At 72.8% G+C, this 21,571-nt stretch carries 27 protein-coding genes and 1 tRNA gene; 16 read left to right on the plus strand and 12 right to left on the minus strand.

Annotated elements, in window-relative coordinates; genetic code table 11:
• Positions 1–67 precede the first annotated feature (67 nt).
• Positions 68–745, plus strand: coding sequence for an O-methyltransferase (locus IE242_RS16225; protein WP_189859716.1), 678 nt, complete (start codon positions 68–70; stop codon positions 743–745).
• A 30-nt stretch (positions 746–775) separates the two neighbouring features.
• Here the strand turns inward: IE242_RS16225 and IE242_RS16230 are convergent, their stop codons facing one another.
• Entirely contained in the window at positions 776–1,171 is a 396-nt protein-coding gene (locus IE242_RS16230) for an FHA domain-containing protein (RefSeq protein ID WP_189859977.1), read from the minus strand.
• A 104-nt stretch (positions 1,172–1,275) separates the two neighbouring features.
• Between IE242_RS16230 and IE242_RS16235 the strand changes: the two genes are divergently transcribed.
• Complete coding sequence (locus IE242_RS16235; RefSeq protein ID WP_189859718.1) at positions 1,276–1,698, plus strand: DnaJ family domain-containing protein; 423 nt, start codon at positions 1,276–1,278, stop codon at positions 1,696–1,698.
• A gap of 36 nt (positions 1,699–1,734) precedes the next feature.
• Here IE242_RS16235 and IE242_RS16240 read toward each other — a convergent pair whose 3' ends face one another.
• From IE242_RS16240 to IE242_RS16250, 3 genes are all read right to left on the minus strand, one after another.
• Entirely contained in the window at positions 1,735–2,106 is a 372-nt protein-coding gene (locus IE242_RS16240) for a hypothetical protein (protein ID WP_373299525.1), read from the minus strand.
• Positions 2,107–2,120: 14 nt separating this feature from the next.
• On the minus strand, positions 2,121–2,798 hold the full coding sequence (locus tag IE242_RS16245) for a hypothetical protein (protein WP_189859722.1): 678 nt from the start codon (positions 2,796–2,798) through the stop codon (positions 2,121–2,123).
• A gap of 155 nt (positions 2,799–2,953) precedes the next feature.
• Entirely contained in the window at positions 2,954–5,029 is a 2,076-nt protein-coding gene (locus tag IE242_RS16250; protein WP_189859724.1) for an MDR family MFS transporter, read from the minus strand.
• Positions 5,030–5,225: 196 nt separating this feature from the next.
• Here IE242_RS16250 and IE242_RS16255 point away from each other — a divergent pair, with 196 nt between their 5' ends.
• Positions 5,226–6,392, plus strand: coding sequence for a peptidoglycan-binding domain-containing protein (locus tag IE242_RS16255; RefSeq protein WP_189859726.1), 1,167 nt, complete (start codon positions 5,226–5,228; stop codon positions 6,390–6,392).
• Positions 6,393–6,440: 48 nt separating this feature from the next.
• Here IE242_RS16255 and IE242_RS16260 read toward each other — a convergent pair whose 3' ends face one another.
• Both IE242_RS16260 and IE242_RS16265 read right to left on the minus strand, forming a co-directional pair.
• Positions 6,441–7,112: an HAD family hydrolase gene (locus IE242_RS16260; protein ID WP_189859728.1), complete on the minus strand. Its 672-nt coding sequence runs from the start codon at positions 7,110–7,112 to the stop codon at positions 6,441–6,443.
• A 268-nt stretch (positions 7,113–7,380) separates the two neighbouring features.
• Positions 7,381–7,962 (minus strand): TMEM165/GDT1 family protein, encoded by a 582-nt coding sequence (locus IE242_RS16265; protein ID WP_189859730.1) that lies wholly within the window; start codon positions 7,960–7,962, stop codon positions 7,381–7,383.
• Between the two features lie 467 nt (positions 7,963–8,429).
• Here IE242_RS16265 and IE242_RS16270 point away from each other — a divergent pair, with 467 nt between their 5' ends.
• Both IE242_RS16270 and IE242_RS16275 read left to right on the plus strand, forming a co-directional pair.
• A complete protein-coding gene (locus IE242_RS16270) occupies positions 8,430–9,074 on the plus strand; it encodes an HNH endonuclease family protein (RefSeq protein WP_189859732.1) in 645 nt (214 codons plus the stop codon).
• Between the two features lie 86 nt (positions 9,075–9,160).
• Positions 9,161–10,804, plus strand: coding sequence for an alkaline phosphatase D family protein (locus tag IE242_RS16275; RefSeq protein ID WP_189859734.1), 1,644 nt, complete (start codon positions 9,161–9,163; stop codon positions 10,802–10,804).
• Here the strand turns inward: IE242_RS16275 and IE242_RS16280 are convergent.
• Complete coding sequence (locus tag IE242_RS16280) at positions 10,794–10,976, minus strand: hypothetical protein (protein WP_189859736.1); 183 nt, start codon at positions 10,974–10,976, stop codon at positions 10,794–10,796. The genes IE242_RS16275 and IE242_RS16280 overlap by 11 nt on opposite strands.
• A 228-nt stretch (positions 10,977–11,204) precedes the next feature.
• Here IE242_RS16280 and IE242_RS16285 point away from each other — a divergent pair, with 228 nt between their 5' ends.
• The gene (locus tag IE242_RS16285; RefSeq protein WP_189859738.1) at positions 11,205–11,645 is read left to right on the plus strand and encodes a DoxX family protein; all 441 of its coding nucleotides are present in this window, start codon (positions 11,205–11,207) and stop codon (positions 11,643–11,645) included.
• 126 nt (positions 11,646–11,771) lie between these two features.
• On the opposite strand, the gene IE242_RS16290 is transcribed toward IE242_RS16285, so the two are convergent.
• The gene (locus IE242_RS16290) at positions 11,772–12,473 is read right to left on the minus strand and encodes a superoxide dismutase family protein (RefSeq protein ID WP_189859740.1); all 702 of its coding nucleotides are present in this window, start codon (positions 12,471–12,473) and stop codon (positions 11,772–11,774) included.
• Positions 12,474–12,731: 258 nt separating this feature from the next.
• On the opposite strand from IE242_RS16290, the gene IE242_RS16295 reads away from it, so the two are divergent.
• On the plus strand, positions 12,732–13,355 hold the full coding sequence (locus tag IE242_RS16295; protein WP_189859742.1) for a DedA family protein: 624 nt from the start codon (positions 12,732–12,734) through the stop codon (positions 13,353–13,355).
• A 1-nt stretch (position 13,356) separates the two neighbouring features.
• On the opposite strand, the gene IE242_RS16300 is transcribed toward IE242_RS16295, so the two are convergent.
• Positions 13,357–13,602, minus strand: coding sequence for a DUF2277 family protein (locus tag IE242_RS16300; protein ID WP_189859744.1), 246 nt, complete (start codon positions 13,600–13,602; stop codon positions 13,357–13,359).
• 50 nt (positions 13,603–13,652) lie between these two features.
• Here IE242_RS16300 and IE242_RS16305 point away from each other — a divergent pair, with 50 nt between their 5' ends.
• Positions 13,653–14,567, plus strand: coding sequence for a ketopantoate reductase family protein (locus tag IE242_RS16305; protein WP_189859746.1), 915 nt, complete (start codon positions 13,653–13,655; stop codon positions 14,565–14,567).
• A gap of 192 nt (positions 14,568–14,759) precedes the next feature.
• Positions 14,760–15,116, plus strand: coding sequence for a DUF8825 domain-containing protein (locus IE242_RS16310; protein WP_189859748.1), 357 nt, complete (start codon positions 14,760–14,762; stop codon positions 15,114–15,116).
• Here the strand turns inward: IE242_RS16310 and IE242_RS16315 are convergent.
• A complete protein-coding gene (locus IE242_RS16315) occupies positions 15,113–15,757 on the minus strand; it encodes a TetR/AcrR family transcriptional regulator (protein WP_229858978.1) in 645 nt (214 codons plus the stop codon). The two genes, IE242_RS16310 and IE242_RS16315, sit on opposite strands and share 4 nt — an antisense overlap.
• A gap of 111 nt (positions 15,758–15,868) precedes the next feature.
• Here IE242_RS16315 and IE242_RS16320 point away from each other — a divergent pair, with 111 nt between their 5' ends.
• Both IE242_RS16320 and IE242_RS16325 read left to right on the plus strand, forming a co-directional pair.
• The gene (locus IE242_RS16320) at positions 15,869–16,600 is read left to right on the plus strand and encodes a YqeB family protein (RefSeq protein ID WP_229858979.1); all 732 of its coding nucleotides are present in this window, start codon (positions 15,869–15,871) and stop codon (positions 16,598–16,600) included.
• A gap of 78 nt (positions 16,601–16,678) precedes the next feature.
• Positions 16,679–16,903, plus strand: coding sequence for a hypothetical protein (locus IE242_RS16325; RefSeq protein WP_189859750.1), 225 nt, complete (start codon positions 16,679–16,681; stop codon positions 16,901–16,903).
• Positions 16,904–16,906: 3 nt separating this feature from the next.
• Here IE242_RS16325 and IE242_RS16330 read toward each other — a convergent pair whose 3' ends face one another.
• Entirely contained in the window at positions 16,907–17,131 is a 225-nt protein-coding gene (locus IE242_RS16330; protein WP_189859752.1) for a cold-shock protein, read from the minus strand.
• A gap of 132 nt (positions 17,132–17,263) precedes the next feature.
• On the opposite strand from IE242_RS16330, the gene IE242_RS16335 reads away from it, so the two are divergent.
• Positions 17,264–17,674, plus strand: coding sequence for a hypothetical protein (locus IE242_RS16335; RefSeq protein WP_189859754.1), 411 nt, complete (start codon positions 17,264–17,266; stop codon positions 17,672–17,674).
• A 117-nt stretch (positions 17,675–17,791) separates the two neighbouring features.
• Here the strand turns inward: IE242_RS16335 and IE242_RS16340 are convergent.
• Positions 17,792–17,866, minus strand: a tRNA-Val gene (locus tag IE242_RS16340).
• 255 nt (positions 17,867–18,121) lie between these two features.
• Between IE242_RS16340 and IE242_RS16345 the strand changes: the two genes are divergently transcribed.
• The 4 genes from IE242_RS16345 to IE242_RS16360 all read left to right on the plus strand — a co-directional run bounded on the left by IE242_RS16345 (position 18,122) and on the right by IE242_RS16360 (position 21,571).
• Positions 18,122–18,940: a DUF4097 family beta strand repeat-containing protein gene (locus IE242_RS16345; RefSeq protein ID WP_189859756.1), complete on the plus strand. Its 819-nt coding sequence runs from the start codon at positions 18,122–18,124 to the stop codon at positions 18,938–18,940.
• A gap of 269 nt (positions 18,941–19,209) precedes the next feature.
• Positions 19,210–20,520 (plus strand): hypothetical protein, encoded by a 1,311-nt coding sequence (locus tag IE242_RS16350; protein WP_229859010.1) that lies wholly within the window; start codon positions 19,210–19,212, stop codon positions 20,518–20,520.
• Between the two features lie 29 nt (positions 20,521–20,549).
• Positions 20,550–20,780, plus strand: a complete 231-nt coding sequence (locus IE242_RS16355) for an FmdB family zinc ribbon protein (RefSeq protein WP_189859760.1) — start codon at positions 20,550–20,552, stop codon at positions 20,778–20,780.
• 110 nt (positions 20,781–20,890) lie between these two features.
• Entirely contained in the window at positions 20,891–21,571 is a 681-nt protein-coding gene (locus IE242_RS16360; RefSeq protein WP_189859762.1) for a DedA family protein, read from the plus strand.

Genomic DNA, 21,571 nt, shown 5'->3' on the forward strand with positions numbered 1-21,571 from the left:
CCCGGGTCTACGATCGGCCCGCGGAACTAGTTAGAGGATCTAACTAGCCAGACGAAAGGCATGGTGCATGAGCAGCAGCGACCCGCGGCTCTGGAACGACGTCGACGCCTACTTCACCACCCTGCTCTCCCCCGAGGACGAAGCGCTGACCGCCGCCCTGCGCGACAGCGACGCGGCCGGCCTCCCGCACATCAACGTCGCCCCCAACCAGGGCAAGCTGCTCCACCTCCTCGCCCTGGTCCAGGGCGCGCGCCGGATCCTGGAGATCGGCACGCTCGGCGGCTACAGCACGATCTGGCTGGGCCGCGCGCTCCCCGGGGACGGCCGGCTGATCAGTTTCGAGTACGACGCCCGGCACGCCGACGTCGCCCGCCGCAACATCGAGCGGGCGGGGCTCGGCGGGCAGGCCGAGGTGCGCGTGGGTCCCGCGCTGGAGTCGCTGCCGAAGCTGGCGGATGAGAATCCCGAGCCGTTCGACTTCGTCTTCATCGACGCGGACAAGGTGAACAACCCGCACTACCTGGAGTGGGCGCTCAAGTTGGCCCGCCCCGGCGCGCTGATCGTGCTCGACAACGTCGTACGGGGCGGCCGCGTCACCGACGCGGACAGCGACGCCCCGGACATCCGGGGCACCCGCGCCGCACTCGACCTGATCGCCACCCACCCGAGGCTGACCGGGACGGCGGTCCAGACGGTGGGCAGCAAGGGGTACGACGGCTTCGCGCTGGCGCGGGTGCTGGACTGACGACGACCGGCGGCCGGGCGCTGCACCGGCTCACCCCTCGTGGTAGAAGCCCACGTTGACGCTGCGGGGCCCGGTGCGGTCCTGGATGACCAGCTCGCCGCTGCTGCCGTGCGGCAGCCTGGCCGTGGCACCGTACGGCAGGCGCTGCGGCTGCACTCCGGTCAGCGCCAGGCTCACCTCGGAGGAGGGGTCGGCCTGCGAGCCGCGCAGCCAGGTCACCTGCCAAGTGCCGTCGGGGGCACACAGGAACTCCAGGTGGACCCGGGAGACGAACAGCCAGTCGTCGGGCGTCACGAGACGGCACGCGGCCTGGTCGCGGCCCACCCGGAGCACGGCGCCCGGGTCGCTGGGCGCGTCGGCCATCAGCATGCCCGCCGTCGCCCCGGCGTCCGCCCCGGAGACCGAGGCCATGGTGAGTTCCAGCACGCGTGCTCCTTCGATGGTCGCCACGCGGGGCCCCCTCGGCACACCGCGGCCGCATGATAAGGCGCGGCCTCGGCCACATGTGCGGTTCCGGGCACAATGGACACATGACCGAGCGCAAGCCACCTGGTGTCAGCTTCGAGTCCTTCGTCGACAAACAGATCCGTGACGCGCAGGCCCGCGGGGAGTTCGCCGCGCTGCCGGGCGCGGGCAAGCCGCTGCCCGACCCCGACACGCCGTACGACGAACTGTGGTGGGTCCGGAAGAAGATGGCCCGCGAGGGGCTGGCGGTGCTCCCGCCCTCGCTGGCCCTGCGCAAGGAAGCCGAGGACGCGCTGGCGGCGGCCCTGTCCGCGCCCGCCGAACGGCTCGTACGGAAGATCGTCACCGAGATCAACACCAAGATCCGCGACATGATGTTCAAGCCCCCGCCGGGCCCGCCGCTGGGCCTGAAGCCGTACGACGTGGAGGACGTCGTACGGCAGTGGCGGGAACGCCGGGAGGCCGCGCGCGACGACGAGGCGGAGTGATCGCAGGATCGCCGGGCGCGCGGTGCGGATCCTCCGCTACAGCTTCAGCAGCCGCTCGGCCAGCTCACGGTAGTCACGCAGGGCGAGGCGCAGCTGCTCGGTGTCGGCGGCGGACGGCCCGCCCTCGCCCGCGGTCTGCCAGGACGCGCGCAGGGTGCGGCTCCGCTCGGTCACGGCCTCGGTGAACCGGGAGGCGATCTCCTGGAGCACGCGGTCCGCGTCCTCCACGGCGTCCCGGGGCCCGTCGACGAACCCGCTGACCGTGTGCTGGAGCCGCAGCCCGTACTTCTCGGACTCCTCGCGGGACAGCAGCGGGGCCTGGTGGGGTTCCTCGGCCCCGATGGCTCCGGTCGTGCTCGCGGTTCCGGTCGTGCCAGTGGTTCGACCGGCCCTGACGTCGTCAGTCATCCTCATCGACCCCCTCAACTCTCCTTCGGGTGACGCCTGTTGAACGACCACGGCATGCCGTTGCGTGAGCTGTGGCGCGAGCTGTGGCGCGCGCCATGGCCCTCCGTGGCCGTGCGGTGGGTGGTGGAGTTCCGGTGGCCCGGGGCCACCAGCTCCTCGAACAGCGCGCGGGCCTCGACGAGGGCCGTGCGCATCTCCTCCGTGCCCGCGCGGCTCCCGTCGCCGTTCGCCGGGGAGTTCGCGACGCGGTGCACGCGCCGGTAGCCGTGGACGTGGTGCGCGTGGTGCACGGAGAGCGCGTCGAGCTGTTCGTCGTAGCGCCCGCCGTCGGGGAAGCCGCGCGCACCGGCCACTTCGCCGAGCAGCCGGTCGGCCTCGGCGAGGGCCTCCCGCGGCGAGTCGACGAAGCGTTCCTGGACCGCGGTCCAGCGGACCTCGTACCGCTCGCGCTCCGCCGGTTCCAGCGGCCGCGGCTGAAGCGAGCCGTGCCGTTCGACCCGCTCGGCGAGCTCGGCCTCGGCGGCCTTCGTGTCGCCGTCGTGCCGGGCGAGCGCCCGGTCGTACTCGGGCCCGAAGCGGCGCCGCAGCCCGCGGCCGCCGTGGGCCCCTCGGTCGCGCAGGGACAGGACGGCCGCGATGACCACCACGGCCGCCACGATCACGATCAAAGCGATGATCACGCCTGTGGACATGGATGCCTTCCGGGGTTGTCGACCCAACGGGCCTGTTTCCGCACCGAGTTGCCCGGAAGTCCGCCCGTAAACTGTTTCTCCCGAAGGGCCCGGCACCCCGCCCCGCGGGCCCAGCACCCCGCCCCGCGGGCCCGGTACCCCGTGTGCCCCGCGGCCTAGGCGGCCTTTCCGTACGGCCGCTTCGACGCGTGCTCGTGCGGGCGTTCGTCGTCACAGCCGCCCATTTCGGCGCCGAGTTCGGCGACCAGCCGGACCAGGTCGGTGGGCCGGCCGGGACCCCACCAGTCGCCGAGCAGTTCGGCGAGGGACTCCTCGCGGGCCGCGGCCAGCCGGTCGGCGACCTCGCGGCCCCGCCCGGTCAGGGTCATGTCGACGCCGTCGCGCCGGGCGAGCCCGCGCTCCTCGACCTGCCGGGCCGCCGCCATCACGACGTCCAGCGGCACGGGGCTGCGCTCGGCCAGCACGGCGGGCTCCACCGAGCCCTCCCGCCTGATCCGCAGCAGCAGCCAGCTCGACCCGGGCAGCAGGTCCTGGCCGGCCCGCGCGGTGATCCGCTCGTAGATCTCCCGCCGCCCCTCCCGGGTCCCGAGCACGGACAGCGCCCGGACCACCTCGTCGTACGACGACCGTTCGACGGGGTTGGGGGCCAGCGTCTCCGAGAGGTCCGGCGCCGTCACCGAGCCCCGCAGCCGTTCCTCGCGCAGGAACCAGGAGAGGACGAAGGCGACGCACGCGACCGGGGCCGCGTACAGGAAGACGTCGGTGATCGACACGGCGTACGCGTGCTCGGCGGGCGCCCGCAGCCCGGCCGGCAACTGCGCGATGCCCCGCGGGTCCGTCTTCAGCGTGTCCGCGGTGACGCCCGGGGGCAGCGGCGCCCCGCCGAACGCCGACCGCAGCTCCGTCCCCAGCCGGCCCGCGAAGAGCGCGCCGAAGACGGCCACGCCGAACGAGGCGCCGATGGAACGGAAGAAGGTCACGCCGGAGGTGGCGACGCCGAGGTCCTCGTACGGCACCGCGTTCTGCACCATCAGCACCAGGACCTGGAGGACGAGTCCGAGACCGGCCCCGAAGACGAAGAAGGACGCGTTCAGAACGGTGGTGGTGCTGTGCTCGTCGAGCCGGGCCAGCAGCAGCAGACCGAGGGTGGTGACGGCGGCGCCCAGGACCGGGAACACCTTCCAGCGGCCGGTGCGGCTGACGATCTGCCCGGCGGTGGTGGACGCCAGCAGCGTGCCCACCACCATCGGCAGCATGTGCACCCCGGACATGGTCGGCGAGACGCGCTGGACCACCTGGAGGAACGTCGGCAGGTAGGTCATCGCCCCGAACATGGCGAAACCGACGACGAAGCTGATCACCGCGGAGAGCGTGAAGGTGCGGACGCGGAAGAGCTTCAGCGGCAGGACCGGCTCGGCGGCCCTCCGCTCCACGGCGACGAAGACGGCGGCCAGCGCCACGCCCAGCACCGCGAGCCCGATGATCTGCGGCGATCCCCAGCCCCAGGTGGTGCCGCCGAGGGTGGCGACCAGGATCAGGCAGGCGGCGACGCAGGCGATGAGCAGGCTGCCGAGGTAGTCGATGACGTGCCGGGTGGTGCTGACGGGGACGTGCAGGGCGACGGCGATCGCGGCGAGCGCGACGATGCCGATCGGCAGGTTGACGTAGAAGACCCACCGCCAGCTCAAGTGCTCGGTGAAGAGCCCGCCGAGCAGCGGCCCGAGCACGCTGGTCGTGCCGAAGACCGCCCCGAACAGCCCCTGGTACCGGCCTCGTTCGCGGGGTGTGACGATGTCCCCGATGATCGCCATGGACAGCACGATGAGCCCGCCGCCGCCGAGCCCCTGGAGCGCCCGGAAGCCGATCAGCTCGGGCATGTTCCGGGCCGCTCCGCACAGCGCGGAGCCCACCAGGAAGATGACGATCGCCGTCTGGAAGAGCCGCTTGCGGCCGTACTGGTCACCGAGCTTGCCCCACAGCGGGGTGGCCGCCGTCGCGGCCAGCAGATAGGCGGTGACGACCCACGAGATGTGGTCCATGCCGCCCAGGTCGCTGACGATGGTGGGCAGCGCGGTCGCCACGATCGTCTGGTCGAGCGCGCCGAGCAGCATGCCCAGCAGCAGGGCGCAGAGCGAGACAAGAACGCCGCCGCGGGCGACGCCAGGGGCGGCCGCGCCCGGCGTCGCCCGCGACGGGGAATCGGCTGCGCCTGCGGGGGTGCCCTTGGCCATGAAGACCTCCCGAGAGCCCGAGGGCCCCGTACGACTTCCTCTTCGGCTTCTGCTTCTCTTCCTCTCCCATCCTGGTCGGTGTGACCTGTTATGGCCTGTTGAGTCCTGCCGGACGCCGCCGTTCCAGGGGGCTCCCGGGAGATTCTGTGTGCAAGATCTGCATAATCTCTGAAGTCCGTACGGGGAGGGACCACGCGTGAGTGAGCGGAACGGCCATGCCGGTGAGCCGAGGGGACACGTCTGCCCGCAGTGCGCGGCGCCGCGTGCCCTGGACGGCACCCCGTCCTGCCCGTGCGGCACCCGAGCCTCCGACGCCCTCCGCGACGCCCGTACGGCCCAGGCGGCGGCCGCGGAGGACTTCGACCCGCTGCGCATCCGTCCGTACGTCGAACTGGACGGCGCGGCCGGAGGCGGACCGGAGGAGCCCGGAGGCGCCGGAGCCACCGGCGCACCCGGGATGACAGCGACGCCCGGAGCGCTCGGAACACCTGGGGCACTCGGGACACCTGTGGCACCCGGAGCACCCGGGACACCCGCAGAGCAGGCACCCGCGCGCATGCCCGACGAGGCACCCACGATCTCCATGCCGATGGCGGCGGGCACGACCCTGCCCGACTCGGCCGACCTACGCCTCTTCGACAAGCCCGCCCCGGGCACCGGCGCCGGGACGCGCACGCCCACCCCGCCCGCCGCCGGGACGCGCCCGGCTCCGGACGGCAGGCACCCGGCTCCGGCCGGCGCACGGCCCGGACGCCGCAACCGCGTCGTGCTCGCCGCCGCGGGCGCCGTGACCGTCGTACTGGCGGTCGCCGGTTTCGTCAGCGGCATGTTCTCGTACGACACGCCGACCCGGGAGGCGGCGCTGCCCGACGGCCTGCGGGCGAGCGTGCCGGACGTCACGTCGTCCGAGGAGGACGCGTCCGAGGTGGCGCCGTCCACGAGCGCGACATCGGCGGCGCCCGCCACGGACAGCGCCTCCCCGTCCGCCGACGCCGGTCCGAGCGAGTCCCCGTCGGCGTCGGCCGGCACGTCGGCGTCACCGTCCCCCTCGGCCGCGCCCGAGCGGACCACGTCCGCGCCGAGCCCGTCCGCCACGGAGACTGCCGAGTCCGAGGACGTGGCCGACGCCGAGCCCGCACCCATGGTCCTGCGACGCGGCGACGACAACCCCGAGGTGACCGAACTCCAGTTGCGGCTGCGTCAGTTGGGCCTCTACCGGAACGACATCGACGAGAGCTACGACCGCAACGTCGAGGAGGCCGTCCGCCGCTACCAGTGGCACCGCGGCATCCAGAACGACGAACGGGGCGTCTACGGCCTGCCGACCAGGGAGCGCCTGGAGTCGGAGACGACGGAGCCGTGAGCGACCGCGTCCCGTGAGGGCGCGGCGACCCGCCCTTCCGCCGGAGGTTCAGCCGGAAACGACCGTGATCCGCATCTCCCCGCCGGCGGCACCCTCGACCCGTACCCGGGTGAGGTCGGCCACCCAGGCGTCCGGCCGGTGGACGCCCGCCCGCGGCCCGACGCCGACGACCCGCATCCCGGCGGAGCGCCCTGCCGCGATCCCGGCCCCGGAGTCCTCGAAGACCAGGCAGTCCGCGGGGTCGACGCCCAGCTCGGCGGCGCCCTTGAGGAATCCCTCGGGGTCGGGCTTGCTCGCCCCGACGGACTCCGCGGTGACCCGCACGTCCGGCAGGGGCAGTCCCGCCGCGGCCATGCGCGCGGTGGACAACGCCACGTCCGCGGAGGTGACGAGCGCGTGCGGCAGTCCGGCGAGGGAGGCGAGGAACGCGGCGGCACCCGGGATCTCCACGACGCCGTCCATGTCCGCGGTCTCCTCGGCGAGCATGCGCGCGTTGTCCGCGTGGTTCTGCGCCATGGGCCGGTCCGGCAGCAGCACCGCCATCGAGGCGTATCCCTGCCGTCCGTGGACGACCTTCATGACCTCGTCGCCGTCCAGCCCGTGCCGGTCGGCCCAGCGGCGCCAGATGCGCTCCACGACGGCGTCCGAGTTGACGAGGGTGCCGTCCATGTCGAGGAGGAGGGCGCGGGCGGTCAGAACGGTGGTGTCCGTCATCGTCATGCTCCAGGACGGGCTGGGGGGCCGGCCGGGCGCGGCCCCGGAGGGACAAGGTGGTCCCGCCCGCCGGTCAGGGAGTGCGGGCGGGAGCCACTTTGTTCCTCCACGATACAAAACGAGTCCGGCACTGCGCCAGGGCCCCCGCCCAGCACCGCGCCGACGACCCCCCGTCCGTACGCCGGCACGTCCGTACGCCCGCACCTCTGTACGTCTGTACGTCCGCATGAACCGACCGGCTAAGCGGTCCGCATGTCCGCATGAACCGACCGGCTCAGCCGGCCACCGCCTCGTACAGACTCCACACGCCCAGCGCCAGCATCACCAGCGCCGCGATCTTGGTGATGAGCGCCAGCGGCACCCGCTTCATCAGGGCCTTGCCGCCCACGATGCCGATACCGGCCACCGCCCACAGCGCGAGCACCGCGCCGAGGCCGACGGAGAGGGGGTCCTCGTAGCGGGCCGCGAGGTTGGCCGTCATGATCTGCGTGAGGTCGCCGAACTCGGCGACCAGGATGAGCATGAAGCCCGCCCCCGAGACCTTCCAGAAACTCTGGTCCTCGGGCTTGCGGATCTCACCCTCGCCCTCGTCCTTCTTCATCAGGAGCACGGCCGCGCCGCCGAGGAAGAGCACGCCGGTGATCGCGGAGACGATCTGTCCGGGCAGGAGCGTCAGCACGCTGCCGGCCGCGACGGCGAGCACCACGTGGACGAGGAAGGCGGCGGCGACACCGGCGAAGACGTACGAGGCGCGGTAGCGCGTCCCGAGCACGAGGCCGGCGAGCGCGGTCTTGTCGGGGAGCTCGGCGAGGAAGACGACGCCGAAGACGAGCGCCGTGACGCTGAGACTGATCACTGTTCCTCAATCGGTCGGGGCTGCCCCGCCGAGAGAACCGTCCACTGACGCGACACCTCGGCACGGCAGCACACGGGTCCCGCACCAGCGGGTGCGGGGGCCACCCATACCGGGCGGCACGGGCGGTGCACTGCTTGCCGAAGGTCTCGCTGGCCGACCCCGTCACGAGGCCTGCCTCCGGGCGCCGGCTCAGACAAGCTGAGCAGTGTGTCGACGGTCCGGCGAAGAGCTACTCCCCTTCTGCGCCGTCCATGGTACGCGACGGCTCCGCCCCCCGGAAAAACCCGCGGACCCGTACAACCCGCAGCCCGCGAACCCGTGCACCCCGCGAAACCCGTGCACCCCGAGGTCTTGTCGTGTCATGTACGTGTCATTAACTTCTCACCGGACGCTCATCCCCACGCAACGGAGCACGGCCAGCATTCCGTTGCCCGCACCCAAGTCCCCCCATCCCCAAGGGAGTTAGCATGCGCAAGTTCTACGCGCGTCGACGTCTCAGTGTACTCGCCGCCGTCATCGGACTGGCGACCATGACGGGTCTGTTCAACGCCCCCACCGCCGCCGCCGCGCTGCCCACCCCGGTGAGCGCCGCCACGGCCCGCTCCTACCTCGCCTCGCTCACCGTGGCGACCGAGGACCGCACCGGCTACAACCGGGACCTCTTCCCGCACTGGATCACCATCAGCGGCGCCTGCAACACCCGCGAGACCGTCCTCAAGCGCGACGGCTCGAACGTCGTCACCGACTCCGCCTGCGCCTCCACCAGCGGCAGCTGGTACTCGCAGTACGACGGCGCCACCTGGACCGCCGCCTCCGACCTGGACATCGACCACCTGGTGCCGCTGGCCGAGGCCTGGGACTCCGGCGCCGACTCCTGGACGACCTCCCGGCGCCAGGCGTTCGCCAACGACCTGACCCGCCCGCAGCTCATCGCCGTCACGGACAACGTGAACCAGGCGAAGGGCGACCAGGACCCGGCCACCTGGATGCCGTCCCGCACCGCGTACCGCTGCACGTACGTCCGCGCCTGGGTCCAGGTGAAGTACTACTACGGCCTCTCGGTGGACTCCGCCGAGAAGTCGGCGCTGACGAACTACCTGTCCGCCTGCTGAATCGTTCCGCCGAGGTTCTCCCGGAACCTCCCCGCTCCCCTCCGTCGCCCCGTACCGTACGGGGCGACGGAGGAGGGTGACCGCCGATGACGAAGCTGCGCCTGGGGCCACTGCTGAGGTACGCGGACGGCGACTCCGCGACCGTGTGGATCGAGACGAGCCGTCCCTGCACGGCCGAGGTGCGCTGCGCCGACGGCGCCCGCGGCGACACCCGGACCTTCCAGATCGCCGGCCACCACTACGCGCTGATCCCGGTCACCGGTCTCACCCCGGGCGCGGCGACGGCGTACGAGGTGCTCCTCGACGGCGCCCCGGTCTGGCCCCTGCCCGACTCGCCCTTCCCGCCCGCCACGATCCGCACGCCCGACGGGGACCGGGACGGCGTCCGCGTCGCCTTCGGCTCCTGTCGCTGGGCCGCCCCGCCCGCGTACGAGAAGGACCCGGTCGGCCCCGACGCCCTGGACACCCTCGCCGCCCGCATCGCCGCCGACCCGGCGGCCGAGCGCCCGGACGTCCTGCTCCTGCTGGGCGACCAGGTGTACGCCGACGAGACCTCCGAGGCCACCCGCCGCTGGCTCGCCGCCCGCCGCGACCTCGCCGAGCCCCCCGGCGACCAGGTCGCGGACTACGAGGAGTACACCCGCCTTTACTACGAGTCCTGGCTCGACCCGGAGGTGCGCTGGCTGCTCTCCACCGTCCCCACCTGCATGATCTTCGACGACCACGACGTGATCGACGACTGGAACACCAGCGCCGCCTGGCTGGCCGACATGCGGACCACCCCGTGGTGGCGGGAGCGGCTGCTGAGCGGGCTGATGTCGTACTGGGTCCACCAGCACCTCGGCAACCTGCCGCCCGCCGAACTGGCCGCCGACCCGGTGTACGCCGCCGTACGGGCCACGCCGGACGGCACGGACGCGCTGCGCGCCCACGCGGCCCGCGCCGACCAGGCCCCGGACTCGGTCCGCTGGAGCTACCGGCGGGACTTCGGGCGCGTGCGCGTGCTGATGGTCGACACCCGGGCGGCGCGCGTCCTGGACGAGGACAGCCGGTCGATGCTGAACCCGGGCGAGGAGCGCTGGCTGCGCGCCCAGGTGCTGGACGACCCCGGCGCGTACGACCACCTCCTCATCGGCACCTCGCTGCCCTGGCTGCTGCCCCACCTGGTGCACGACGCCGAGGCCTGGGACGCCGCCCTGTGCCGGGGCGAGCGGGGGGAGCGCTGGGCGCGGTTCGGCGAGAACCTGCGCAGGGCGGCGGATCTGGAGCACTGGGCCGCGTTCCCGGAGTCGTTCGAGTCGCTGGCGGCGCTCATCGCCCGGGCGGGCTCGGGCGACGGCGCCCCCGCGACCGTCCTCGTCCTCTCCGGCGACGTCCACCACGCGTACGTCGCGGAGCCCTCCTGGCCCACGGGGAAGGCCCCCGCCGCACGGGTCCTCCAGCTGACCTGCTCCCCGGTGCACAACTCCATCCCGCGCTCCATGCGCCTCGGCTTCCGCTTCGGCTGGAGCCGCCCGGGACGCGCCCTGGGCCGCTGGTTCGGCCGGCACGGGCGGGGTGCCCGGCCCTCCATCGACTGGCGGCGCACGGGCGGCCCCTGGTTCGGCAACCACCTGATGACCCTCACCCTGCGCGGCCGCTCGGCCCGCCTGCGACTCGACCGGGCCCGGGAGTCCCGGGGCGGCACGGCCTCCCTGGAGACGGTGACGGAGTCGGAGCTCAGCACCTGAGGACCGCGGCGGGCACGGTGGGCGTGACGGTGGCGGTGGCGGTGCGGCGGTGCGGCGGTGCGGCGGTGCGGCGGTGCGGCGGTGCGGCGGGAAACGGTCGCGGGGGCACGCCGTGGCGCACCTGCGCTTCCTTGCGCACCGACCGCCCCCGGGAGCGCGCTGATTCAGTCACGTCGGCCGGCACCCTCACGACACTTGGGAGCGCTCCCACGTGCGCCGGTGCCCTGGCCGGGAGTTCAAGTGGGGGCAAAATCCTGGCCGAATGTTGAACTTGCAAGCAACATTCTGGGCTCCCTACCGTTTGTCGCACGATCGCCGACGCGACCGCCCCCTTGTGAAGCCCCACGAAGCCGGCCTGCCCACGGGCCCGCCGGCCCGCCGGACCGAAGGAGTCCCCCACATGTCCGGACGCCTCAACAGCGCCCAGCCCTACGCCCTCGGCCTGTTCCGCATCGTCATAGGCCTGCTTTTCACCTGCCACGGAGCCGCCAAGATCTTCGGGGTGCTCGGCAGCACCACCCCGGAGGTGGGCAGCTGGCCCACCTGGTACGCCGCCGTCATCGAGCTCGTCGGCGGCATTCTGGTGCTGCTCGGCCTGGGCACCCGCGCGGCCGCGTTCATCTCGTCGGGCGCCATGGCCTACGCCTACTTCAAGGTCCACCAGCCCGCGGCCCTGTGGCCCATGGAGAACGGCGGGGAGGGTGCCGCCCTGTACTGCTGGGCGATGTTCCTGCTGATCTTCACGGGCTCCGGCGCGTTCGGGCTCGACCGGCTCTTCGAGGGCCGCTCGGCCTCGGCCGCGGACACGCCCGCCGCCGAGGAACGGCCCGTCACCGCCTGACCCCGCGCACCGCCGCCGCGGCGCCCGCCCCCGTGGCGGCGGGCGCCGCGCACGCGTGCCCTCCGCCGACGTCCTCCGTCTCCGCCTCCGCTTGCGTCTTCCGTCTTTGGTCTTTGGTCCGCGGCCTTACCGCGACCACCAGAACGACCCGGCCGCCGGCCCGGCCCAGCCGTACGGCACGAGCCCCTCCCCCGCCCAGCCGTACGGCACGACCCCCTGCCCGACCGAGCCGTACGCCGCGGCCGCCGGCCCGGCCCACCCCATCGGCACGGTGTCCTGCCCGGTGCGCCCGAACGGCCCCGCATCCTGCCCGGTACGCCCGAACGGCACCGTCAGGCAGCCGACCCGCGCCCCGGAGTCCCCGGGCCTGTCGTGCAGCACCAGGGACGACGCCTCCCCGGGCCGGAACTCCCAGTCGTGCCGCACCGTCGCCTCGCCCGCACCCCGGTCGTCGGCCGTGAAGTCCAGCCACACCTCGTTGTCGGCGGCGGCGTCCGGCGGCTGGTGCTGGTAGTGCCCTCCCGAGGACTCCGGATCGGTCCCGCAAGGCTTCTGGTGCACATGGGCCCCGTACGTGTGCCCGGCCCGCAACCCCGTGACCCGCAGCCGCACGGTCGTCGCGCCGCCCGCTCCCGTCCGCTGCTGCACCTCGATCGAGGAACCCTCCGGGACGAGGGTCCTGTCGTACGTCACCGCCACCGGCGCGGAAGTGCCGGGCGGCGCGAAGGTCGCGGTGCTCCGCTTCCAGTACTCACCGCCACTGTCCGTCGTACCGCCCAGGCCCGTCACCACGGCCGCGGTGAGGGCGACGGCCATGCCTGCCACCATCTCTGTCCTCTCCTCCACTGCTCCACTGCGCTTGCGCCTCTGCTCGGCCCCCGCTTCTCGTTGGTACGCCGCCGGGAGGCCGTCCGCCTCCCGGGACGGCAGACGGGTGAACGGGACATCACGGGCACAATCGCCCCCTGTGGACCCTCTGTCACACCCGGGGCGTACGCTGTCTGGCTGTCACTGGGCCGCCCTGCCGTCTCTTCCGGCGACACGAACATGGCCCGCGGGGGAGTCGGGGGAGTCTGGGAGTTGTCGGTGCTTGAGAGCGTGGGGTCGCTGACGGCCAGTCCCTGGATCTACGCCGTGGTGGCCGCCTCCGTCCTCCTGGACGTGTTCCTCCCGGTCCTCCCGAGCGGCGTCCTCGTCATCACGGCCGCGACGGCGGCAGCGGCGGGCACGGCCGGAACGGCGACGCAGACCGCCGCCCTGCCGGACGCCTTCGCCCTGCTCGCCCTTCTCCTCTGCGCGGCCACGGCATCGGTACTGGGCGATCTGGTGGCCTATCGCGTCGGCCGCCGGGGCGGCGAGCGCCTGGACCGTGCCATCGCCCGCTCCCGGCGCCTCTCCCACGCGCAGGAACGTCTCGGCACGGCCCTCGCGCGGGGCGGCGGCGCCCTGGTCGTCGTGGCCCGCTTCGCCCCCGCGGGCCGCTCGGTGGTGTCCTTCGCCGCCGGCGCCGCCCGCCGCCGCGTCCGCGACTTCCTCCCCTGGTCGATCCTGGCCGGTCTCGCCTGGGCCGCCTACGGCGTCGCCCTCGGCTACTTCGGCGCCCACTGGCTGGGCGCGACCTGGATCGCCACGGCGATCTCGCTGGCGGCCCTGTTCGGGGCGGGCGCGGGAGCGGCGTACCTGATCCGCAGGCCGCGCCCGGGGAGCTGACTCAGCGCGCGGACGTTCCGTCCGGGGCGGCCGCGCCCCTCCCCCGCACCTCCAGCCCCGCCAGCAGCTCCGCGGTGGCCGCCGCGACCGCCTCCACCGCCCGGTCGAAGACCTCGCGGTTGTGCGCGGCCGGGGCCCGGAAGCCGGACACCTTGCGGACGTACTGCAGGGCGGCGGCCCGGATCTCCTCCTCGGTGGCCTCTTCGGGGAGAACGGGCGGGCGCAGGGTTTTGATACTCCGGCACATGTTCCCAGTGTCACCGACGACATTCGGCAAACAGAACAGAGGGGAAGACCATGACGAACGACCGGCTGACGGTGGCGGTGCTCGGCCCAGGAGGTGTCGGCGGCCTCCTCGCGGCACTCCTCTCGCGCGCGGGGAACCGGGTGATCTGCCTGGCCGGCCCCGAGACGGCCCGTGCCCTGGACGACCACGGCCTCCGGGTGCGCAGCGGCCCCTTCGGCGACTTCACGGTCCGCGTCGAAACGGCGACGGAGCTGCGCGAACCCGTGGACGCGTGCCTGACGGCGGTGAAGCACACGACGCTCGACGCGGCCCTGACCCGCGTACCGGCGCGGGCCCTGGGCGACGACGGCCTCGTCGTACCGTTCCTGAACGGCGTCGAGCACCCGGAGCGGCTCCGGGCCGACTACGGCCCCGACCGGGTGGCACCCGCGGTCATCCGCGTCGAGTCGACCCGCGTGGCCCCCGGCGTGATCGAGCACGGCAGCCCCTTCGTGGAGGTCGACCTGACCGGCGACAGGCTGCCGACCGCACGCCGCACGTCCCTGGCGGCCCTGGCGGGAGCACTGGAACGGGCGGGCGTGAGCACCCGGACCCTGGACGGCGAACCGGCGGTGCTGTGGGCGAAGATGGCGTTCCTCGCCCCGCTCGCGCTGCTCACCACGCGGTACGGCCGCACGGTCGGCGACATCCGCACCCGCCACCGCGCCGAACTGACGGCCCTGGCCGAGGAGATCGCGGCGGTGAGCCGGGCGTGCGGCGCCCCCGTGGACCCCGCCGAGGCCGTCCGCCGCTACGACGGCTTCCCGCCCGCCACGAAGACGTCCATGCAGCGCGACGCCGAGGCGGGCCGCCCGCTGGAGCTGGACGCGATCGGCGGCGCCGTGCTGCGCGCCGCCCAGCGCCACGGCGTACCGGTCCCGGTGGCGGACCGGCTGGTACGGGAACTGAGGGAGGCGGGTCACTGACGTCGGCCGTCGGCGCGGACGTCTGGCGGAAGACTGTCGGGCTGCCTGCCGGGAGCCTGGTGAGCTGCCTGCCGGGAGCCTGGCGGGCTGCCTGCCGGGCTCCCGGCGGGTACGCGCCACGGGCCCGACGTGAGCCCGCCATGTAGCCGAAGGAAGTCGCATCAGAAAATCGAACAGGCGTAGCATTACCGCGTGGCTGAGACCTACGACTTCCCAAGTGATCTCCTGGCCGGGCAGGAGGAACTGCATCAGGTCCGGGCCGAGCTGCTGGCCCTGCTGCGGCGGCTCCCCTGGTCGGTCGAGCCGCTGGACGGCTTCCACGACGACAACGGCTGGCGCAAGGTGGAGCGCCCGGCCTCCCCGGGCTGGACCGCCGACGAACAGGCCGAGGTGGAGAAGCTGCGCCGGCGCGAACGGGAACTCGCGGTCTTCGTGACCTGCCACCGCTTCTGGGAGGAGGTCACCGGCCAGGACAAGGTCGACGCCCGGATGCGCCTGAAGCACGCCCACGAGCGGCCGGAGCCACCGGAGGCGGCGCGGGAGGACTAGCCCCCTGCCCCTCGCTCAGGACAGGCGGCAGACGGCCGCAGGAAGCGCTGGAGGATCAGACGCAGAGTGGAGCGCTGTTCGGCCGGATCGAAGGACGGGTCGGTGGCGGCGCTGGTGTAGAGCGCGGCGATGAGAGCCATGACCCAGGCCGCGGTGCCGTCCGGCTCCAGGCCGGGGTCGATCTGCCCTGCCGCGGCCGCGTTCCGCAGCAGAGTGCTGATGGTGGACCTCTCCTCGTCGTTGTCACGGCTCAGCAGCGCCTCGAGCTCGGGGTCGCGGTAGGCCTGGATCATCGCCTCCATGACCAGGGCCGGAACCAGCGGCTCGGCGGAGGGGGCGGCGAGAAGGTCGACGGTGTCCAGAAGGGCGGCCCACGGGTCGTCGGCGGCTCGGGCGGCGGCGAGACGCTCGGACTTGCCGACACCGCCGTCGTCGCGCTGGTCATCCTCGAAGACGGCATGGAAGATCGCGCGCTTGTTCGGGAAGTAGTGGAACAGGTTGCCCGCGCTCATACCGGCGGCCTTGCAGATCTCCGCCGTGGTGGTGCGCTCGAAGCCCTTGGCGGCGAAGATCTGGGCCGCGGCGTCGACGATGTGCCGGCGCCGCGCCCGGTGTCTGGCCGGGTCGACCGTCCTCACCATCGCGGCCCCTTCTGCTCGACTCCCGGACGTGCGCATACTAGGCGACCAATAATAGACCGAGCACTCGGTCTATTATTGTGGCAACGTCAGGAGACGAGGGGGATCGTGACCATGACCACGAGCATGCGCAAGGCGCGCGGGCAAGGCCCACAGAGCCACCGGGTCACCGTGCTCAGCCAGTCCACCTGGACCACTCTGGGTATCTATGCCGGATTCGTACTGGCGGGGGCGGGTCTCGGCTGGCTCGTCAGCCCCCTCGCCCACTGGCTGGTCACACTGCCGTGGGCACCGCTGCAGGGACCGGCCGAGCTCCTCGCGTCGCTCCCCGCCGCGGTACCGGCCACCGCGGGTTCGGCGGCCGGGCTGGTCCTCGGACTCGTCGCCCAGCACGAGCAGTTGGCGATCCGTCTGTCGGACGACCGGGTCGTCCTCACGAGCAAAGGCCGGGAGCGGACGTTCTCGCACGACGCCGTCGCCACGGTGTTCCGGGACGGCGGCCGGCTCGTCCTGCTCGGCCACGACGGCGGCGAGCTCACCCGGCAGGAATGCGACCTGAACGCCGACCGCGTCGCCGACGCCTTCACCGGCCACGGCTACGCGTGGGCGGACACCGACCCGCACAAGGACGAGTTCCGCCGCTGGGTCCCGGCCACTCCCGGACTCCCCGAGGGCGCCGACGCCCTCCTCACGGCCCGCCAGAAATCACTGGAGAAGAACGGCGCCTCCGACGAGGATGTCCGGGAACTGCGCGAGGAACTGGCCCGTCTCGGCGTCGTGGTGAGGGACGAGAAACGACGCCAGTACTGGAGAACCTTCCGGCGGTCGGACCCGATCGCGGAATGAACCCCCGGTGGAGGGACGCCCGGCCTTCGGCAGGGACACTCGGCCTTCGGCGGCGACACGACAGGAGATGCCCGGTTCATGAGCCCCGGATCACGTCGCGCGGCCGGCGCGGCGAGCGCGCTGGTCGGCCTCACTGTGGCGGTCTGGCTGGCCCTCGGCCCGCCAGCGGACTGGGAGGGCGGTATGAGGTGGTTACGTCACGGCTTGGCGTTGGCGTCCCTGGGAGTCATCGTCCTCGCCTCCCGCTCGATGTTCCCCGACACCCGGAAGGGCACGGAGGAGGACCGGCCAGGACGAGTGTGAAGGTCAGGCAGGCCGGGGCACGATGCTCACCGCGCGGTAGTCGTACCCGTCCTGTTCGAAGCCGGGAGCTTCCCAGGTGAGGTCCACCCGCTGCCCGGGAGACAGTGTGCGGAACCCGGCTGCCTGGATGTCGGAGTAGTGGCCGAAGCAACCGCCGGGAGTCTCGGGGGAGTCGAGCACACCCCACCCCTCTTCGTCGCTCCACTCACGGACAGTCGCAGTCACCATGACCGAAGCCTACGGCCTACAAGCCCCGTCCCCTCCGACGCGTCCTCGGTACCTCGGCCCGGTCCAAGTACTCGGACGGAACTGAGTACGTGCACGCTGGTCGGCCACGAGGCGATCAGAAACGCTTGTGCCATGGAACGACGACCGCTGAGACCGGTTCCCGAACTGTTGACGGCCCTCGCGCTGGCCGGGGTGACACTGGCGGCATGGGCCGCCTGGCTGGGCTGGGACCAGCACCGTGACGTGCACAGTGACGGCACGACGACCGGCCCGTACGAGGCGTGGCAGGTGATCGGACTGGTGCTGACCCTGCTGGCGCCGTTGTACTGGGCGGTGTCGCGGCGCTACGTCGCGGGCGCCGTGGCCGGCATCCCGGTCGGCCTGACCGTTGCCGCCTATGCCGACTGGTCGGACGACTCCAGCGGCCTCTTCATGGTCGGCGTGGGGATGGTCATGGTGGGAAGCCTCGCCGCGACCGCCGTCGTCTCCGCCGTGATCGCCGCTGTGGGACGAGCAGGTCCCCCGGCAGCCGCCGCCGGGTAGGAGGTCGTGATCACTCGCCCTCCGGCCGCGGAAGCACCGGGCCCGGCTGCCGAAGACCAAGGCCCAGGTCTCCGGGTTCTCACCCGCTGACCTGGGCCTTTTTCGTGTCCTTCGGACTGGTGGGCGCGGACGGTTTCGAACCGCCGACATCCTGCTTGTAAGGCAGGCGCTCTACCCCTGAGCTACGCACCCAGAACGAGTCGACAGCCTACATTGCCCGAGGGTGTGTCCTGCAAACCTGTGCCGTAAGCACCGCGCGGCGGGGTGGGGGCGGGGGATAACCCCACCTCCGATCCGGGAGCGGGCCGGATCCCTCTGGACCCGGCCGGTCCGTAACGTCGAGTGCGTCGAAGCGGAACTCGTCACAGGTTCCTCGATCTCACAGACCAGCGGTTCAGCGGTGCAACCGTTCAACAGTCGCGGTGCGACGGTTCAGGGGGAGATTTCATGGCTCGTACAGTGCGTGCCCGGGCGGTCGCCGTCGCCGGAGTCGTCGCGGTGCTCATGGGGAGCGTCGCCGCGTGCGGTGCCGACGCCTCGGACGACAGTGCGCCGGAGCAGCGGTCCTTCGCCCTCCAGGGCCGCACCCTCACCGTCGACTCCGACGACTCCGCGCTGGAGCTGGTCCCCGCCGATGTGGACGAGGTGAAGGTGACCCGGTGGTTCGAGGGGCGTGTCGTCCTGGGCGGTGATCCCGAGGTCAGCTGGGAGATGGCGGACGACCGGCTCGAACTGCGTCTGAGGTGTTCGGGACTGGTCGCCGACTGTGCGGCCAGGCACCGTATCGAGGTGCCCCGTGGCGTCGCCGTCACCGTGCGGGACGGGGACGGGAGCGTGACCGCCAAGGGGTTCGAGGAGGCACTGAACATTCGTACCGGGGACGGGTCGGTGCGGGTCTCGGACAGCAGCGGGCCGCTGGAGGTGCGTACGGGGGACGGGTCCGTGCGCGTCTCGGACAGCAGCGGGTCACTGGAGATGCACTCCGGGGACGGTTCCGTGCGCGCGGAGGGAATCGAGGCACGCAGCGTCAGGGCCAGTACGGAGGACGGGTCCGTCAGGATCGAGCTCGGGGTCGTGCCGGACGTGGTGGAGGCACGCAGCGGCGACGGCTCCATAGATGTCGGGCTGCCGCGTGACACGTACCGGGTGACGACCGAGAGCGCCGACGGCTCCGTCGACGTTTCCGTGCCCCGCGACGAGTCCAGCGACCACGTGGTCACCGCCCGGACGCAGGACGGCTCGGTCAGGGTGCGCACGGCGAACTGAACGGCCCGTGTTTTCGTCTTTGCCGGGTGGGAGAATGACATCGGGCAGGGCGGATCACAGCACGGGAGAGGGATGTGACGGCGACACCTTCACAGCCGTACACGCCGTTCGCGCCGAGCGCGCGCCACAAGTCCAGCGGTATCCGTTTCCGCAGCAACCGGTCCGGTGGCGCCCGTGCCGCCAGTGACCGTTCCGGCAGCCCCGGTTCCAGCAGCCCCCGTCCCAGCAGCGCCCGTTCCAGCAGCGCCCGTTCCAGCAGCGCCCGTGATCTGCTGTTCCTTGCCGCCGCCGTGCCCGCCCTCGCCGTCCTCGCCCTGCCCGCGGCCTTCACGGGCGGCGGGACCCGGCGGTGGTTCGGGGGGCGGGCCGAGAACCAGCGGGCCGAGGCACAGGCCGCGAAGGACGCCGCCGCGGCCGCGTTCTACGAGCTCGACACCGCCCAGCGCGATCTGCGGATCTCCATAGAGACGATCACCGCCGTCGACGACTCCCCCGACGCCCGCCGCGCGGTCTCCGGCTTCGAGGCGCTGGGGCGGCGGATCGACGAGGCCAGCCGCCGCTACATCGACGCCGTCGACGCCCACGACCTGGACCGGGACGGCCTGGAGGCCTCCGCCGCCGCGCGCGCCCGGACCGAGCTGACCGCCGCGAAGGACGAGCTCGGGCGGGTGAAGGAGGAGCTGGACCGTTTCGCCGCAGGGCTCGGGCCGCTCCTCGGCAAGGCCGAGACCCAGCTGGCCCGGCTCGCCCCGGCCGTCGAGCGGGCCCGCCAGGCCCTCCTCGCCGCCACCGACGCCCTGGACTCCGTACGGGGCTCGGGGCTCAAGGCCGACGACCTCGCCGCCCGGCTCGCCGCCCTCGCCCCCGAGCTGACCAAGCTCAACCAGGGCGCCGGACAGCACGGCGTGCCGCAGACCCTGGAGCGGGCCGACCGCGTCGTACGGGAGGCCGAGGCCGTGCGTGCGGAGGCCGAGCGGCTGCCGGAGCGGGCCGCGGAGATCGACCGCCGGCTGGTGTCGCTGCGCACCCGGGCGCAGGCCCTGACCACCCGGTCCGAACAGGTGGAGCCGGTACTGAGCGAACTGCGCCGGCGCTTCGCCGCCGCGTGCTGGCAGGACCTGCAGAACGTGCCGGAGCAAGCGGCGCGGAGCGTACGGCAGGCCGAGGGGAAGCTCCGGGAAGCGCGGGCCGCGCGGGACGAGCAGCGCTGGCCGGACGCGACCGCCCTGCTGTCGACGGTACGGGCGCTGCTGAACTCCACGGACGAGGCCGTCTCCGCGGCGGGCGACCGGCTGCGGCGGCTGAACGCCGTACAGAAGGACCCGCAGCGGGAGATCGAGCGCACCCGGTTCGCGATCCGCGACGCCCAGCGGCTGGCCATGACGGGCCGTGCCACTCCCGATCCGCGGCACGCCCGCCCGCTCGACGACTCCGTCGCCCGGCTGGAGCGCGCGATCACCACACTGCAGGGGCGGCACCCGGACTACTGGCACTTCCTGACGGAGACGGAGGCGGTGCGGACGACCGTGGCGCGGGTCGTGACCCGGATCCGCGAGGACCGGGGCTCCGGGGCCTCCTGAGCCCCGATGAGGCCCGCTAACCTGTGCGCATGCCTCGCTATGAGTACCGTTGCCGGACCTGCGGCGACACCTTCGAACTGAGCCGTCCCATGGCGGAGTCCGCCGCGCCCGCGGACTGCCCCTCCGGTCACACCGACACGGTGAAGCTCCTGTCGACGGTGGCGGTGGGCGGATCGGCGTCGGGTCCGGCCGCCGCGTCCCGTCCGGCCGGTGGTGGCGGCGGCGGTGGCGGTTGTTGTGGTGGGGGCTGCTGCGGCTGAGGGCGAGCCGGAACGACCGGGACGAGCCGAGCGGGCCGGAGCGAGCCGCGGTGAACCGAGCGAGCTGAATCCTCAGCTCCCCTTCAGCTTCGCGTTCCTACCGTGGCCCCATGACAGTCATGGCGGCGGAGGCCGGCCCCGCACCTCAGTGGATCAACAGCCTCATGGACACGCTCGGCGCGCCCGGCGCCGGGCTGGCCATCGCGCTGGAGAACCTGTTCCCGCCCCTGCCCAGCGAGGTCATCCTGCCGCTCGCCGGGTTCGCGGCGAGCACCGGGCAGATGAACCTGCTCGCCGCCCTCCTGTGGACCACCGCCGGCTCGGTCGTCGGTGCCGTGGCGCTCTACGGTCTCGGTGCGCTCCTCGGCCGTGACCGCCTCGTCGCCGTCGCCGCCCGCCTCCCCCTCGTGAAGGTCGCCGACATCGAGAAGACGGAGGCGTGGTTCCTCAAGCACGGCACCAAGGCGGTCTTCTTCGGCCGGATGATCCCGATCTTCCGCAGCCTGATCTCCGTGCCGGCCGGTGTCGAGCGCATGCCGCTGCCCGTGTTCACCCTCCTCACCACGCTCGGCAGCGCGATCTGGAACACGATCTTCGTCCTCGCCGGCTATCTCCTCGGCGAGAACTGGGCGGAGGTGTCGTCGGTCGTCTCCGCCTACTCGAAGGTCGTGCTGGTCGGCGCCGTCCTGGCGGTGCTGGCCTTCGTGGCCGTGCGGGTGTTCAAGAAGGGGCCCGGCTCGCGCCGCCGTGACGGGAGCGACACGACCGCCACCCCTGCCGGCAGGCCCTGA

The sequence above is a fragment of the Streptomyces poonensis genome (genome assembly GCF_014650915.1).
Lineage (GTDB): Bacteria > Actinomycetota > Actinomycetes > Streptomycetales > Streptomycetaceae > Streptomyces > Streptomyces poonensis.